Raw genomic sequence first — 15886 nt, 5'->3', positions numbered from 1 at the left:
TCACCCCATCAAACTTGGCAAACCAGTTGCCAATATCGGGAAAACACACACCAAAACCAGCACAATGATAGGTGGCAGGAGCCAAGGGAGGATCGCTTTTGCGAGCTTTTGGTATTGAATTCCCCCGACCTGCGCCACCACAAACAACGCCATTCCCATTGGCGGAGTTAGAATTGAGATCATCAAGTTTAAGACAATGATGATGCCAAAGTGGACCGGATCGATCCCAAATCCGGCCGCAATAGGCACCAGAATTGGCACGATAATGAGCAAGATTGCCAGTGATTCAACGAAGCAACCCAAAGCGAAGATCATCAGATTGACGGCAATGAGAAATGAGATTGGATCGCTGGCGATAGTGAGAAACATTTGTGCGATTTGTTGTGGGGCTTGCTCACGTGCCAAGACATATCCCAGAAGGCTAACGCCTGCGATGATCGTTGCGATAGATGCAGAAGTGGTGACTGTTTCGTAGAGGGCATCCCAAAGGCGTTTGAGTGTTAGCTCTCGGTAAAAAACAATGTCGATGGCGATCGCGTAAACAACAGTGATCGCCGCTGCTTCAGTTGGTGAAAACAATCCGCTAAAGATCCCACCAACAATAACGACAGGTGTCAGCAACGCTGGGAACGAGCGGATGAACAAGCCACCAATCTCGCGTTTGGTGCTTTTTTGATCGACAACGTAGTTTCTGCGCTTTGCCACAAAGTAGACCATGGCCATTAAAGAAAGTGCGCAAAGGACGCCCGGCACGATACCGCCAAGGAATAGTTTGCCAATCGATGTGTTGGAAGCCACGCCGTAAAGAACCATCGTAATCGACGGGGGCACCAATGGACCAATCATAGAGGATGCAGCAGTGACGGAACCAGAAAACTCGTCGTCATATCCCGCTTCGCGCATTACCTCGATTTCCATTTTCCCTAGGCCACCGGCATCTGCCAATGCCGAGCCAGACATGCCTGAGAAGAACAGAGAAGCAAGGACATTCACGTGACCAAGCCCGCCAGTAATATGACCTACAAGAGCGCGCGCAAACGCAAACAAATGATGGGTAATTCTTGATGAATTCAAAATGGCAGCAGCGAGAATAAAAAACGGGACCGCCAACATGGGAAAGCTGTTTAGTCCATCAACCATGCGCTGAACGGCAAAGGCTAACCCCATGCCAGTGAAATAGAAATACCCCATCGATACGAAGATCATCGCTATGCCAATAGGCACACCGAACAGCACGAGAAAGAGCCAAACAAGTCCAATTGTTCCAAGGATCATTTTGCTACGCCTCAGCCAGGAGTTCATTTTTGCGCTTGTTCAAACGCTGCAAAACACGAAATATTATGAAAAATGAAGCCACAAAAGCGGATGCGTAAAGCGCAGCATCGCTCGTTGGCAGGGTCACAGATTCATTGCGCAAGGTGCGCAAAACTGTTTTGTAGCCGATCCAACTTAGATTGCACAAAACAGCCAAATAGACCAAATCAATCAATGTGAACAAGGCGATACGAACGCGCTTTGCAAAAAGCTCGGTAATGAACCCCATGTTCAGCTGCGCATCGTTTCGCTCAACTTCAGCGATTGCCAAAAAGGCCATCCAAACCCACAGCCAACGGGCCAATTCCTCTGTCCACACGGGTCCCGCAACAATATTGGTACGGCCCAAGATCTGCAGCAGAACGACAAGCAACAGCACAATAAATATGAGCGATGCGATGATGCCTTCAAAGCTGTATCTGGAGTTCAATTTCACTGTGATTACCTTTTAGGTGAGCTGGGGGTCTCCCCCCAGCCCGAGGGAGTTACTCGCCAATTACTTCAGCGATTGCGCCCTCGCCGAACTCGGCTTCAAGCGTATCGTAGTATGGCTTCATTGCAGCACGGAATGGTGTTAGATCAGGATATGTGATTTCCAGACCACGCTCTTTGAATGTATCAATTAGGTCGTTTTCGGCGTCAATTGTCAGACTGTTGGATTTATCGCCACCCGCATCGACTGCCGCTGCAACCCAAGCTTGTTCTTGTGGGCTGAAACCGTCCCAGGTGGACTTTGAAATTTGAATAGCTGCCGATGCGATGAAGTGGTTTGTCATCGCGATATGGCTTTGAACTTCGTAGAACTTCATTGCGTCAATCGTTGGCAATGGGTTCTCTTCCGCATCAACTTGATTAGTTTGCAACGCAAGGTAAACCTCTTGGAAAGCAACTGGTGCAGGTGTTGCACCAGTGTTTTCAGCAAAGGCGATCAGGAATGGAACGTTTGGTGTGCGCAAACGCAAACCCTTCATATCGTCCATTGAATTGATCGCGCGGTTGGATGTTGTTTGGCGCGTGCCGTAGTACCAAACATCAAGAAGTTTGACGCCTTGATCTTGGAACTTGGCATCCATTTTTTGACCCCAAGGGCCCGCAATGATTTTCTTTAGATGGTCATAGCTTTCAACAACATATGGCGCGCCGATAAGCTTAAGCTCTGGAATGGTGTAGCTCATGTCTGGATAACCAGTCATGACCATATCAAGTTCACCCGCTTGAACTTGCGCCACCATGGCTTTGAAATCGCCCAAGGTGGCCGATGGGAAGAGTTTAACCTTCATCTCGCCGCCAGAAAGCGCTTCAAGATTTGCTTTGAATTCCAAAGCGCCTTGATAGACGTTTGAAACTTCATTGTCTTGCATACCAAAGGTTAGTTCTGTGGCGTGCACACTTGTCGTTGCTAACAACATGGCAGCTAAGCCACCAAGGATTTTCTTATTGTTTTTCATCGTTTCCTCCGTTTGATGATGAATGGCAAAGACAAGCTCCGCCAGCCGGTCAAGGCTTTTGTTCTTGCCCTGAAAGTTGAATTTGGTTCGAAAGATCAGCGTGTTTAGGCACCCGTAACCGCGCTCGATAGGAACGTGCTAGGTGCCGCTCGGTAACGTTTGTTGCTGTAACCACATCGCCGTTTAGGATCGCTTGATAGATTTCGCGATGTTCTTCATAGGCAATGGTGTCGTGCTTTTCAGGCTCTGGCATGGTCGGCCGATGTTCAAGCAACGCACTGACAAACATGTCGTGCAACTGCAAAATCACCGGGTTGCCAACAACCGACACAATCGCTCTGTGAAAAGCGATATCTGTCGCTGGGAATTCAGCCGTCCCGATTGAAGAAAAGTTCTTCTCTAGTGCTGTTTGCAGTTTTGTTATCTGCACATTGTCAGCACGGTTTGCAGCTTCTCTTGCAGCGCCTGCTTCAATAAATTGACGCATTTGCTCCAGATGGGCCGCACTTTCTGCATCACCCAAAATCTCGCGCAAATGCGATCCTGTTGTCATCAGAATGGCTTGGATGGAAGGCTTTGCGGCACGCGGACGCTTGCCCCCGCCTGTTTCCACATAACCTCGCATTTGCATTTGAGTGAGTGCTTCACGCACCGTCGGTCTAGAGGCAGAGAAATGCTCACACAATTCTCGCTCCGTCGGCAGTGCATCATTTAGTGTAATAGAACCATCACGAATTTGGCCGATCAATGCATCAGCTATCGCATCAGCTGCGCGCTTGGGCTCTTGCATTTGATTTTCTGTCGCCAATTTTCAGTCCTCCTCTTGATAAACAAAGACACCCCGAAGATAGGGCAAGAGCGCCAGTCGCTCAAGCCTCTGGTTTACCAAGTTGTCATTTTGGTATTACTAAATTTTCATATTGTCAAACAAAAATAATAAATGTATCAATTTTAAGCATACAAGAATGTCATTCAGGTGAGATTCTTTTACGAATGGACATAAGGAATGACAATGAATCGGCTAAAAGGCATGCACGCAGCGCTACTTACCGGACTTTCTGACGAAGGTGAGTTTTCCCCCACGCGCCAGCGGAGCATTAATGGGTATGTTTTACGACAAGGCCTGGACGGCCTCTATGTTGGAGGCAGTAGTGGCGAGTCTGGACTACTCACAATAGATGAATTGTTAGACCAACAGGCAATTGTCGCTGAGGATACAAAATCTGAAGACTGCCAACTGATCGCACATGTTGGCGCACCAAATTTACGTGATTCAATCCAGCTTGCTCAATCTGCGCAAAGACTCGGATATGACGCGCTAAGCGCCCTACCGCCTCATGCCTATCCGTTTTCTGACAAAGAAATCATTGCCTATTACACAGAGCTAAGTGCAGCAACAGACCTGCCCATGATTGTCTACGAAGTACCGATTCGAACAGGTAGGCCGCTAAGCAATGATGTCTTGGCGCAACTTCTCAATCTCAAAAATGTCGCTGGAATCAAGTTCACCTCAAGCGACATGTTCAAAATGGCGCGCCTGCGCAAGGCGCATCCGCAAAAACTGATTTTCTTCGGATTTGACGAGGTCTACTTGGCTGCTGCGGCACTTGGCGTAGATGGGGGCATCGGCACAACCTACAACATTCTGGGCAAACTGTATGCCGCGCTTCACACTGCAATTGCCAAACAAGACCTAACTCAGGCCCGGAAGCTTCAAGAATTATCACAAGAGTTTGTTGCGACCATTCTTTCAACAGGCGTTTTGCCCGGCGTGAAAGTCGCCATGCAGGAAATTGGTGTTGATTGCGGGCCAACGCGAGCGCCGTTTTTGGTGCAATCCACAGAGGGTGAAAAGGCCGTTAGAAGCCTCATTCGATCACCCGAATACCAACAATGGTTGGCGACATAAAATAATAAAAACAACAAGCGAGTTCACATTGCATTCACAGGAGGAAAAGATGCATTTGACGACTAAACTATTGGGCGCTGTATTTGGTGCTGCGGCACTGGTTGGGGGCATAACATCAGCCCACGCCGAAGCGTGGCCAGACCTGCCCCTAGGTTTGAAAAACGGCGTCGCCGTCAAAATCGACAACCAGATCATTGCAGGTCTAGGCACCGCTGGAAGTGCAATGTTTGCGCTAGATTTGGAGAACCTTGGCGACGGATGGCAAGCGATCGCATCTTTCTCGGGCCCAGCACCAGGGCAACCTGCTTTTGGCACTTCAAACGGCAAATTGTTTGTGTTCAGCGGGTCTGGCATGCAAGCAGACACAGATGTTGCACCCATCATTTTCGAGGACGTGCACGCCTATGACCCATCTTCAGACAGCTGGCAAAAAGTTGATGCCAAAACACCTGTGGGCTTTCTGGGTGCTTCAGGCCTATCTCTTTCTGATGGACGCATCGCAATAGTTGGCGGTTACAACAAAGAACTCTTTGACAAGTATCTGCATGAGGTCCTCACAACGGATAAAGCCGCGGAGCCTGAGAAGTGGGACAAAATTGTTGCTGATTACATGAGTATGGAACCGGCGGACTACCTTTGGAACAAAAAGCTTTGGGCGTTCGATCCGGCGACAGCCGGTTGGACAGATCTTGGCGAGAACCCATACGATCCGAACACAGGCAGCGGCATAGCTGTTCTTGGCGACGATGCGTTTATGGTCATCAACGGTGAGATCAAACCCGGCCTTAGAACCGATCAAGTCAAAACCATCGCCGTCGCTGACAACGAAGTGAGCTGGACGCTAAAACCAGAACTTCCGGCGCAAGATGGCGCGGAAGTTCAAGAGGGGTTGGCAGCTCCATATGTTGGCGTTTCCACCAACGGCGCTGTCCTTGTTGCGGGCGGCGCCAATTTCCCCGGCGCGCGCGCCAAAGCGCATCGTGGAGAATGGTTTGCCCATGAAGGTCTTAGCAAAGTGAGAGCCGATGGCGTGTTTACGTTCAACGATGACACCTGGAAACAAGTGGGTACATTGGATGAAGGCTTGGCTTATGGCGCCTCCATCACACTTGAAGAAGGCGTTTTGTTTATCGGTGGCGAAGACAACGACGGTAAACCACGCAACGAAGTGTTCCTGGTTGATTGGGACGGAGAAACGCTGACCATGAGTGACTAACCAGTTTTGGGGCGGCTTTGTTCGCCCCAAAACAATACATCAATGACAAATGTTGTTCATACTAATGCTGCGAGCTCGTCAAAGTGGTCAAATTGCACCTTCGCTCGTTTTCCCGTTAGTTCGCCGAAACCCTTTCGATGATATGCAAAATCGACGCCAGCTCTCTGTGAAGCTATTGCATCTACATCACTGTCTCCAACAAAAAGAGCGCTACTTTCCCGCACCCCAACAGCACCCAAACAGTATAGGATTGGACTCGGCTCGGGCTTTGGCGATGGTGTGGTTTCAAATCCAGCAACTGTATCAAAAAACTGACTGATCCCAACCGCCTTTACGATTGAAAACGCTCGATCAAAAGGACGATTGGTGCAAAGCCCAATTCTCGTGTCATTATCCCTCAACGTTTGTAACAGCGCTTCAACCCCTGGGTATAGTTTTGCCAATTTTTGCGAAGCGTCATAGGCTTTTTCAAAAGCAGAGGTGGTCGAAACCAGCTGCTCCGCAGTCAGATTTGCACCTGCACGCACAAGACAGCGGGCAATAAAAACCTCTTGCCCGTTGCCGACGAAGCTTTTGATTTCGTCTGCGTGCACTGCTTTATGGCCGATGCCTTCCAGCATCGCGTTGGCCGCTTGATGGAAACTGGGAAGACTATCCACCAGCGTACCATCGAGATCGAATATCACCGCCTCATAACTAAGCTGCATGTTGCTTTTGCCCCCGCGGCAAAAACACCGCGCTCTTTGAATTGATCACCAAACCAACCCTAAAACCGATATCAAGAATAGGTTGATCAACCGCGTGGCTCTGATCCACAACAATCTGCGTATTGGCGACATCCACCAAATAACGAACTTGAGCGCCCAAAAACTCTCGGTGTGATACAACGCCGTTGAGTTCTGACGCTTCAGAATTTTCACTTAAGGAAATGTTTTGTGGGCGCAACACCAAGCTACCTGTTCCCGTTGCTTCATTGTCTATTGGCAACTGTTCACCGGTTTCTAACATCAGGCGGGTTGAACCATTCGAGCGCACCAACTCACCCGCCAAAATGTTGGCGGTGCCAAGGAAACCTGCAACGAAAAGATTCTCCGGATGATCATAAAGCGTTTGCGGAGAACCAACTTGTTGCACGACCCCTTGGTCAAGTACTGCCATTCGGTCCGCGGTTGTGTTTGCTTCTTCCTGATCGTGGGTCACAAATATTGTTGTCAGTCCCAATTTGCGCTGCAGGGCCAGCAATTCGCGGCGCATTTGTACCCGCAAACTTGCATCAAGGTTAGACAGCGGTTCATCAAGCAATAAGACATCTGGCTTTGTAACGATTGTACGCGCCAAAGCGACACGCTGTTGCTGACCGCCGGAAAGCTGCGATGGCATGCGCTCGGCATAGTCCAGCAACCCCACCAACGACAGAGCAGCCTCAACCTTTTCATCGATCAGCCTCGTAGGCACCTTTTTTTCCACCAGCCCAAATGCAACATTCTTGCGGACAGACATATGAGGCCAAAGCGCGTAGCTTTGAAACACCATCCCCACATTTCGCTCCCAAGGGGGCAGGCCAGCCAAATTGCGATCGCCAACAAGGATTTGCCCCTGCGGTTGCGGGCCAAAGCCTGCAATGGCACGCAACAAAGTTGATTTACCCGATCCTGATGGCCCCAAAAAGGCAAAGAACTCGCCCGGTTCAATTTCAAGATTAACGCCGGTAAGTACCTTTGTACTGCCGAAGGATAGGTGCAAATCGCGAACGCTAATGCCAGATTTTGATTTGATATGTGTCATAATTATTCTCCCTAACTGAGCACCAACTAGTGCTCGCCTGTCCGTGCTTTGCGTTCCCGGTCAATAATGCACTGTGCAAGCATTGTGCCTGCAGCCACAATGACAACGGCCAGAATACCGAGGGCAGCGCCAGCGCCGCGTCCCGATGGTGTTTGCATGAATAGATAGATCCCGTAGGCCAACGGCGCATCGCTATCTGAGGACACCAGCATAATGGTGGCCGACAGCTCAACCGCAGCAGTTGCAAAGCTGGTGACAAAGCCAGCAAGAATGCCGCCCGACATCAGTGGAATAACCACTTTTCGGATTGTTCTTGAGCGTGTTGCGCCCAAATTTTCTGCCGCTTCCTCAAGTGACTGACTGACTTGTTGCAACGCGGCGGTGCAAGCCCGAAGGGCATAAGGCAAACGCCTGATCATTAGTGCAACAACAATGATGACCCACCAGCTTGCCAAAGGTTTGCCGACGAACGGCACTTCAAAATCATTGAACGTCCGCAGATAGCCAATGCCAAGCACAACTCCAGGAACGGCGAGCGCCGCAGTTGCCATATAATCGAGCCATTTCCGGCCGACAATTTTCGTACGCAACACGATATAGGCAATGGCTGTCGCCAACACGATGTCCAGGAACGCGGCGGCACCAGCATAAATCAACGTGTTTTTGATATATTGCCCGGACTGGCCGAACATGGTGTTGAAGTTTTCAAGCGTATAGCCATCTGGTAGTGGGCTGTACGACCAAATAGTGCCAAAGGCCAAAAGTCCAAGAGCGATATGTGGTGACAACACCAAAAGCAAAATTGCAATAACAATGCCATAAGCACCGATGTTTTCACGCGTTGATAGTTTTCTGCGGCTGAGACCGCCGCCGCCTTTTTGCGTGGTCGCGTAATCCTTGCCGCGCATCAACAAGAAGCTGGCCCACAAAGAAAACACAGAGAATGCCACCAAGATGAATGAGATTACATAACCCATTGGGTCTGAAATACCGATGGATGAAATCCGCAAATAGGCTTGTGGCGCGAGCATATTGTTGACGTTAAGAAGCAAAGGCGTTCCCAAATCGTCAAATACCTTGATGAACACAAGCGAAGCGCCCGCCAAATAGCCTGGTGCCGCCAAAGGAAACACAACACGCCGGAACAAGCGCAAACCATGGGCACCTAAGTTTTGCGCGCTTTCTTCCATTGAACGGTCAATATTGCGCAAGCTTGTCGACAGATTGATCAAGATGAACGGGAAATAGTGTACGCTTTGCACCAAAATCACGCCATTTAGCCCCTCCATGAAGGGAATGTTGATCCCATATTGAGCCAGCAACAAGTTGATTGAGCCATTGCGTCCGAAAAGAAGCTGCATTGCGATCGCGCCAACAAATGGTGGCATGATCAATGGAATGAAGCCCAAGCTTTGGATGAGCATAGCGCCGCTGAACTCAAAGCGCGATGTTATGTAGGCCAAAGGCAAGGCAAACACACTGGCCAGAACCACGGACATTGCCGAAACATAAAACGAGTTGAAAAACGATTCACGGAACAAGGAAGACGAGAAAAAATCGCCAAAGTTCTGAAGCGTCAACGCACCTGAATTTGGATCCAGGAATGCGACGTAAATAACCTTTGCGACTGGCAGGATGAGAAATCCAAATAGCAAAGTGGCAATGAATATTGCAGCGAGCGCTGTGCCTGAAAGTGAAGGAAATATTCGATCCGTAAGGGATCGCTTAATGCCCGGCTTGCCGCCTGCATCTTGTGTCGTCGTATCCATAATGAGGTCCTTTGGCAGACATGGTGTGTTGACGCCAGCGGCGTCAACACAGTTCCAAGGAGGGTGAAGCTACAAAAGGCTAGCAGCTTCGTTAGCGAGCTCGGTGGCGCGTTTGTAGTTTGCAACTACTTTTTCGTCCCACTGTTGCTCGATTTCTGCCTGGCGACCTTCAACAACGTCGGTCGCTTTCTTGCGCTTTTTCTTAAAGATGCCAGAGAAGTCCGGATCCAATGATGTGGCTTCATCAATCGGCACTTCGGCGATCAATGCGCGTGCCTCTGCGATGAGGGCTTTGGCTTGCGCATTGTCTGCATCACCAAGCTTTTCTTCGGCCATTTGCACGGCACGCACAGCTTCGCGCAGATCATCCAAACGATATGTGATCATCACATCAAACAAGGAGTTGACCACATTGTAGCGATCGCCAGATGTATTCACGTCGAAATTAACCGAGGCTTGGATCGAACCATCAAATGGATTTGGAAAACCTTCTGGTGCTGTGAAGTAAGCGTCAGCGTTCACTGGCAAACGACGAATTTCTGGCAGCATCAACAGCTCTTGCCCTTCAACGGACAGGAGGTAAGAAATGAAGGCCTTCGCCGCTTCTTCGTTCGGCGCGTTGGCAATCACGCCAACATTTGCCGGCACGATAGCGGTGGTTGATGGGTACACAAAATCAACTGGAAAACCAGATGCTTTTGATGCCAAGCCGAAGAAGTCAATCACGATCCCAAGGCCAAATTGACCTGAGTTCACACCATCTGGAACGCCAAAGCTACGCTCTGTTACGTTGGAGAAATTGCCCGCGATGAATTTCCATTTCTCCCAACCTTCTTCCCAACCGTCGCCTTGCAGTACTGTTTCTACAGTCAGGTGTGTGGTGCCAGAACGTGATGGCGCTGACATGCCGACGTGGCCAAAATATTCGGCCTTTGCCAGGTCATCCCACTCTTTTGCCGGCTCAAGATTTTTCGCTGCCAAGTAGCGCTCATTATGCATGATGCCATAACCCGCAGCGGCAAAACCGTTATAGAAGCCATCAGGATCGTTGATCGGATAACCGCCAACATCTGACGGGATTTTGGCATTAGAAACGCCGGACTTGATTAGCAGGCTGTCGCTTTTAAGAACCTCAAATGCGTCAGGCGCAGATGCCCAAAAAATGTCGCTTGTGTTCGAGGATGCTGTTTCTTGGATATACTTCACCGATGATGATGTGGACTTGTTGATCACCTCAACATCAATATCGGGGTACATAGCCTCAAAGCCTTTTTCAAAAGGCGTCGTAAGTGTTTTTGGAAATGATGTCACAACCACCAGCTTTTCGGCGGCCATTGCAGCGGTGCTCGCGAACGCGCAGATCGCCACGCCTGCTAGCAAGGCATTACGTAATAGTCTCATATTGGTTCCTCCCAAATATTTGGAGTGAGCAGTGGTGCTCACGCCCTTACATTTGCAACAGGTGTGCCAATATTGGTCCATCGTCTTAAGATGCTGAAATATATAACTTATACGCGGCGTGCGAAAGTTGAGACAAGCAGAACTACGCACCAAATGCGACCCGGATGTGTCAAGTTTGACACATCCGGAGACTACGAAGAAAAGTGTTTTGAAATGCCGTACTTTCTCATACGCAGATAGAGTTTTTTGCGCGGTATATCCAGAAGCGACGCTGCTTCGCCAATTGCACCAGCGGTTTGTTTTAGGGCTTCTTCAATTTTTTGTTTTTCAAATGCATCAATGGCTTCTTCCAAACCGGTTGCCGAGATCGTATTTCCATCACCATTGTTGGCAAAAGCAAGCGGGAGCCCGATTACAAAACGCTCGGCTGTGTTTTTTAGTTCCCGAATATTGCCGGGCCATTCATAGGCCAAAAGCTTGCGCCGTAGTTGGTCTGAGATTGTTGGCATTGGCCGATTGTGAAATGCCGCTGCTGCCTCAGCGAAACGACAAAACAACAACTCGATATCAGGCTTGCGCTGTTTGAGCGGTGCCAACTCAATCGACGCGACATTGAGCCTGTACATAAGATCAGCGCGCAATCTTTGAGCGGCCACAAGCGCGGATAGCTCCCCTTTCACCGCTGCAACCACTCGAAAATTTAGTTTTTTGGATTTGGCACCACCAAGCCTAGTCACTTCCCGTGTTTCCAAAACGCGCAACAAAATAGCCTGAAATGGCATGGGCATTGATTCTAGTTCGTCTAAGAACAGCGTGCCGCCGTCCGCCGCTTCGAAATACCCGATATGACTGGTATCGGCGCCCGTGAAGGCGCCACGCTCATGTCCAAAAAACGCGCTATCGACCAAGTTTGCTGGCAGCGCACCACAATTGACCGCGACAAATGGATGTGGCTTTCGCGCTGAGTTTTCGTGCAGACATCTTGCAACAAGGTCTTTGCCCGAACCGGTTTCGCCTTTGATGATTAGATCGACCTCCAAAGACGCCAAGGTTGCGACCTGCTGGCGCAATTGCTTGGCCGGTTCAGAGTTGCCAATTATTTGCGCTTCAAGTTGATCACTATTGAGCAGAGCTTTGAGTTTTTTGTTTTGCAGATGCAATGATCGCTTTTCGAGCGCGCGCCCAACAACCGCAGCAAGCTGGTTCGGGTCAATCGGCTTTTCCAAAAAATCATATGCTCCGGCCTTCATCGCAGCCGTTGCTTGGGCAACCTGCCCATGTCCCGTGATCATAATAAAAGGTATATCGGGATCGATTTCTCGCACCGCATCCAATAATGCATGACCATCCATCTTGGGCATCCGAACGTCGCTGATTACCACGATGTTGAGATCCTTTTCGATGCTGTTTTTTGCTACAACTGGATCGGAGTAAGTTTCAACATTGTTGCCTGCGAGTTCGAGATTTTCGGCAATCTCTTCCAAAAGATCCAAATCATCATCGACCAGAACTACTGTTTGTAGATTTGCACTCATTATGTTGCTCGTTCTAACTCGAAAAGGGCTGTGGCGCCTCTACCCTGATTGTTCTCTAAGCGCAATGCGCCGCCTAGATCTTGTGCGATTGTATAGGAAATGCTGAGGCCCAGACCTGTCCCTTTGCCAACTTCTTTTGTTGTCACAAATGGGTCGAACGGGTCTTTTTGATCCACCTGCAAACCAATGCCATTGTCGATGACTTTAACAGTGACCCGGCCTTCTGTCGCATCTGCCGTTATGCGGATTTTACCGTCTGTATTGTTGGCTTCAACGACGGCATCAACTGCGTTTGAAATCAGATTGACCAAAACCTGTTCCACCAAAAGCGGGTCTGCCATCACTTGGGCGTGCAACGCTTCACGGTCTAGGTCGATCGTCAGATTTTTCTGCTCCAAAATGCTTGGCTGCATCAATTCGATTGCGCGATCAACGGAAGGCAGCAAAGCCATATCGACAATTTTATAATCTGATCGGCGTGCGAAATGCGCAAATTGATTGACCAATGCAGACATTCGATCCGTCATTCGAATGATCTTGTTGAACGCTTTGTCGAGTGCCGTTTTATCCGTTTTCGACTCTAATCTAGTCAGCGCATTGTGTGCGGCAAAACGTGTTGCCGATATGGGTTGGTTGAGTTCGTGCGAGATGCCAGCGGACAATTGTCCCAACGCTGCCAACTTTCCGGCTTGAACCAGATCTGCTTGGGTCTTTTGCAATTGATCATTTGCGCGTTTACGCTCTTCGATTTCTGTTCTGAGACGAGCAAGGTTCTGTTCGCGCTCTTTAACCGATTGACGGAACACCTCCACCGCTTCGCCCATCCGCCCGATCTCATCGGTACCAACGGGGATCGCCGCACTATCTGTTTCGCCACGCGCAATTGCTCTTAGAGTGATTGAAAGATCCCGCAACCGCGCAACAATTCTCCGCCGCACATAAAAGATCACGATGGCCAGCGCTGCCATCAACCCAGCAATGGTTAGCGCAACGATCCGCCCGCTGGCCAGCTGCATTGCGGAAAGCGCATCGCCGGCAACCTGCACCGCTGTGGCACGTCGTGTCGACCCAATAGCGGACAGTTTTGATTGGAATTCAGAAAGGCTTTGCTGCGTTTGCGCCAGTTCCAATAGAACATTTTGCCTTGTTTGAACGAGTCGGCGCCCAACTGCAAAAATGCCATCATCACCCTGAGACAATTGACGAAGTTGCGCCAGAGACTGGCGCAATGTGATAAGGCCACCCGCATCGCCAAGTTCTGCCAATATGCGCGTTGCTCTGTCGAGACTGTCAGCTGATATATCGGAAAACTGATCTAGGCCATCAGTCGTTTGCGCATTGGCGGCTTGCAGCATCGCGGTGATGGCGAACGCCCCTTCCCGACCCGCATCTTGGACGAGGTCTCGCTTTGCACTTTCACTGCGCAGCAGTTCAAATTCAGATTGTGCCCAGCTTTCGCCTTGCGATTCATCCAGATGCGACAGCGCATTTTCGATATTGAAGGAAATATCAAGCAACAATGGGGAAATCTCACCTTGGAAATCGGCTTGTAGCCAACGGATTTCTTCGGCGCGACCAATCATCGCCTTTTCAAGCAAGAACTGTTGGTCGGAAAAAGCCAACAAAGCTTTGATGTGCGATTCAATCTCAAGCCGGGCGTCATCCAAACTGGATTCAGACGCCGAGCTGATTTTTTCCGCAAGCGATATCAGCGCTTGGTTCAAATTTTGCTGAAACTCCGGTTGGCTCGCACGCAAATGTGGTTCTGCAAGCAATGTTGCCATGGATGCCAGCTCAGTGGCACTCGCAGCAATTTCATTGATCTGCACAATTTCGGGCATTTGGTCATGGACGATTTCGTCAATATCATCACCAAGCTGCGTAAACTGGATCACCGTTGTGGCGGCAATGATCGACATGATGGCGGAGATCAACACAAATGACGCAAATAGCCGGCCCCAAACTGTCGAGGCACCTGGGAGCCGGTTTAGAAAGCCGCCAACTATCACATTTTTGGGTTGATCACTCATTCGCCCAAGGTCCGCAATTCCGCTTCAGCCTGCGCGAGCAGTGTATCTGCCTGCACACGCCATTGTTCTTGGAATCGCTTTTGCTCCGCTGTGTTGGGGGCATAGCGCGCGCCCGGACCTGGCATGGGGCTTGGTTGCATTGTGGCGACTTGGTGCTCCGCGATTGGCATCGTCAACAAGTAAACTTTTGCACGATTAAGACCCTGTTGCTGGTCGACGGTTAGGTCACTACGTTGCTCATACTGCCTGATCTGACGCCAAATACCACGTCTGCGGCTAAATTGTTGCGTGACGAATTGGTCAAAAATCTCATTGACCATCCAATAGCGCCGTGCCGCCATATTCGGGTCATAGCTTGCCCAACTCAATTTGAGCGCTGCCATAAGCGATGGATGCGATGAATAGTCCAATGTGTCGCGCAATTCCGCGTCAATTGGTATGCGGTTTAGCGTGGGTACCAATAAGAGTTTTTGCCCCGCACGCGACAGCACAAATTGAACAAATTTGTCCGCATTTGCAGGAGATGCTCCATGCCTTAGTTTTGCAATTCGGGCTGGCACCAATGTAACCGGACGACCATATCTAAATTCTAGGCCCGGCTCCGATGTGGCGAGAAAATCAATGCTTAGACCGATATCAAACCGACCGGTTTTCAACCCATCGACCACGCCAAAACTACGCGACGTAATGGTTGCGAAATTGGCGCTTAAGGCCAGAATATAGCTCCAGCCTTCTTCCCATCCACGGTCCTGCAAAAACTGTTCGAGCAGAACGTGAGTTGTGCCCGATCGTGACGGACGCGCGATTCCAATTTTGCCATCAAAGCGCGCATCAAGAAGATCGTTCCAACCACGGGGCGGTTCCTGCAACTGCTCTGATCGCCAGCTCCACCCCACTGATGACAGCGCAAATGCATGATGATGCTTGTCCCCTATCGGGGCGAGATGGCCGAAAGCGTCTAACATATCAAACGCTTCTGGCGAAGATGCCCAGAACAGGTCAAAACCCCGCTCATTCCCCAAGGAGATTTCACCAAGTGCGTGGTTGGTGTTCTTATTTAGAACAAGCACTTTGACCGCAGGATTGCGCTTTTCGAACTCTTCTACATATGGGCCAAAAACCCGCTCTGACATCGAGGTGAGAATTCTAAGCGTTTGATCGCGCTTTGATCCGCTCGACTGCGCATGGCCCACGGAAGAAACAGTGACAAGAGCAATGAAGAGACCAAATATTTTGTGAATAAGAGAATGGCGCGGCATTGGTCTAGGTTACATTCATTCCCGAATTGGTGACAATCAGTTTATGCAATTGTCGAACAATTTGGTTTTGTGGAACCTAATTCGCGGTCAAGTTGGTATTGAGCGGGTTCTGTCAAATGCTACCTGGCGTTCGCCCACAAATATGATCTATTGATACAAAAGTGTTCAACACAGCACGCGAGTTCATGGCGGCCACCGCACAGAAAATCAGAGGTAAAAT

The 15886-nt window shown here is 49.8% G+C and carries 13 protein-coding genes; 2 read left to right on the top strand and 11 right to left on the bottom strand.

The window, feature by feature from the left end; all coding sequences use genetic code 11:
- The 4 genes from QQL65_RS07820 to QQL65_RS07805 are packed head-to-tail and all read right to left on the bottom strand — an operon-like array spanning position 1 to position 3570.
- A complete protein-coding gene (locus QQL65_RS07820) occupies positions 1-1275 on the bottom strand; it encodes a TRAP transporter large permease (protein ID WP_284363370.1) in 1275 nt (424 codons plus the stop codon).
- Between the two features lie 4 nt (positions 1276-1279).
- Positions 1280-1750 (bottom strand): TRAP transporter small permease, encoded by a 471-nt coding sequence (locus tag QQL65_RS07815; RefSeq protein ID WP_284363368.1) that lies wholly within the window; start codon positions 1748-1750, stop codon positions 1280-1282.
- A 49-nt stretch (positions 1751-1799) separates the two neighbouring features.
- Positions 1800-2762 (bottom strand): sialic acid TRAP transporter substrate-binding protein SiaP, encoded by a 963-nt coding sequence (locus QQL65_RS07810; RefSeq protein WP_284363365.1) that lies wholly within the window; start codon positions 2760-2762, stop codon positions 1800-1802.
- Positions 2763-2811: 49 nt separating this feature from the next.
- Positions 2812-3570, bottom strand: a complete 759-nt coding sequence (locus QQL65_RS07805; RefSeq protein WP_284363364.1) for an FCD domain-containing protein — start codon at positions 3568-3570, stop codon at positions 2812-2814.
- A 204-nt stretch (positions 3571-3774) separates the two neighbouring features.
- Here QQL65_RS07805 and QQL65_RS07800 point away from each other — a divergent pair, with 204 nt between their 5' ends.
- Both QQL65_RS07800 and QQL65_RS07795 read left to right on the top strand, forming a co-directional pair.
- Positions 3775-4671, top strand: a complete 897-nt coding sequence (locus QQL65_RS07800) for a dihydrodipicolinate synthase family protein (RefSeq protein WP_284363363.1) — start codon at positions 3775-3777, stop codon at positions 4669-4671.
- 49 nt (positions 4672-4720) lie between these two features.
- Positions 4721-5887 carry a YjhT family mutarotase gene (locus QQL65_RS07795; protein WP_284363361.1) on the top strand — a complete coding sequence of 389 codons (1167 nt, stop codon included), beginning with the start codon at positions 4721-4723 and terminating at the stop codon, positions 5885-5887.
- A gap of 56 nt (positions 5888-5943) precedes the next feature.
- Here QQL65_RS07795 and QQL65_RS07790 read toward each other — a convergent pair whose 3' ends face one another.
- The 7 genes from QQL65_RS07790 to QQL65_RS07760 all read right to left on the bottom strand — a co-directional run bounded on the left by QQL65_RS07790 (position 5944) and on the right by QQL65_RS07760 (position 15540).
- On the bottom strand, positions 5944-6594 hold the full coding sequence (locus tag QQL65_RS07790; protein WP_284363360.1) for an HAD family hydrolase: 651 nt from the start codon (positions 6592-6594) through the stop codon (positions 5944-5946).
- Positions 6584-7672, bottom strand: coding sequence for an ABC transporter ATP-binding protein (locus QQL65_RS07785; protein ID WP_284363358.1), 1089 nt, complete (start codon positions 7670-7672; stop codon positions 6584-6586). The genes QQL65_RS07790 and QQL65_RS07785 overlap by 11 nt, the downstream gene beginning before the upstream one ends.
- A gap of 26 nt (positions 7673-7698) precedes the next feature.
- Positions 7699-9441 carry an ABC transporter permease gene (locus QQL65_RS07780; protein ID WP_284363357.1) on the bottom strand — a complete coding sequence of 581 codons (1743 nt, stop codon included), beginning with the start codon at positions 9439-9441 and terminating at the stop codon, positions 7699-7701.
- A 69-nt stretch (positions 9442-9510) separates the two neighbouring features.
- Complete coding sequence (locus QQL65_RS07775; protein WP_284363355.1) at positions 9511-10842, bottom strand: extracellular solute-binding protein; 1332 nt, start codon at positions 10840-10842, stop codon at positions 9511-9513.
- 191 nt (positions 10843-11033) lie between these two features.
- A complete protein-coding gene (locus QQL65_RS07770; protein ID WP_284363354.1) occupies positions 11034-12377 on the bottom strand; it encodes a sigma-54-dependent transcriptional regulator in 1344 nt (447 codons plus the stop codon).
- Entirely contained in the window at positions 12377-14407 is a 2031-nt protein-coding gene (locus QQL65_RS07765; protein WP_284363353.1) for an ATP-binding protein, read from the bottom strand. The genes QQL65_RS07770 and QQL65_RS07765 overlap by 1 nt, the downstream gene beginning before the upstream one ends.
- Complete coding sequence (locus QQL65_RS07760; RefSeq protein ID WP_348529138.1) at positions 14404-15540, bottom strand: ABC transporter substrate-binding protein; 1137 nt, start codon at positions 15538-15540, stop codon at positions 14404-14406. The genes QQL65_RS07765 and QQL65_RS07760 overlap by 4 nt, the downstream gene beginning before the upstream one ends.
- Positions 15541-15886 lie beyond the last annotated feature (346 nt).

The sequence above is a fragment of the Maritalea porphyrae genome (assembly GCF_030159895.1).
Taxonomy (GTDB): Bacteria; Pseudomonadota; Alphaproteobacteria; order Rhizobiales; family Devosiaceae; genus Maritalea; species Maritalea porphyrae.
This window is presented reverse-complemented; position numbering and strand designations above follow the sequence as displayed.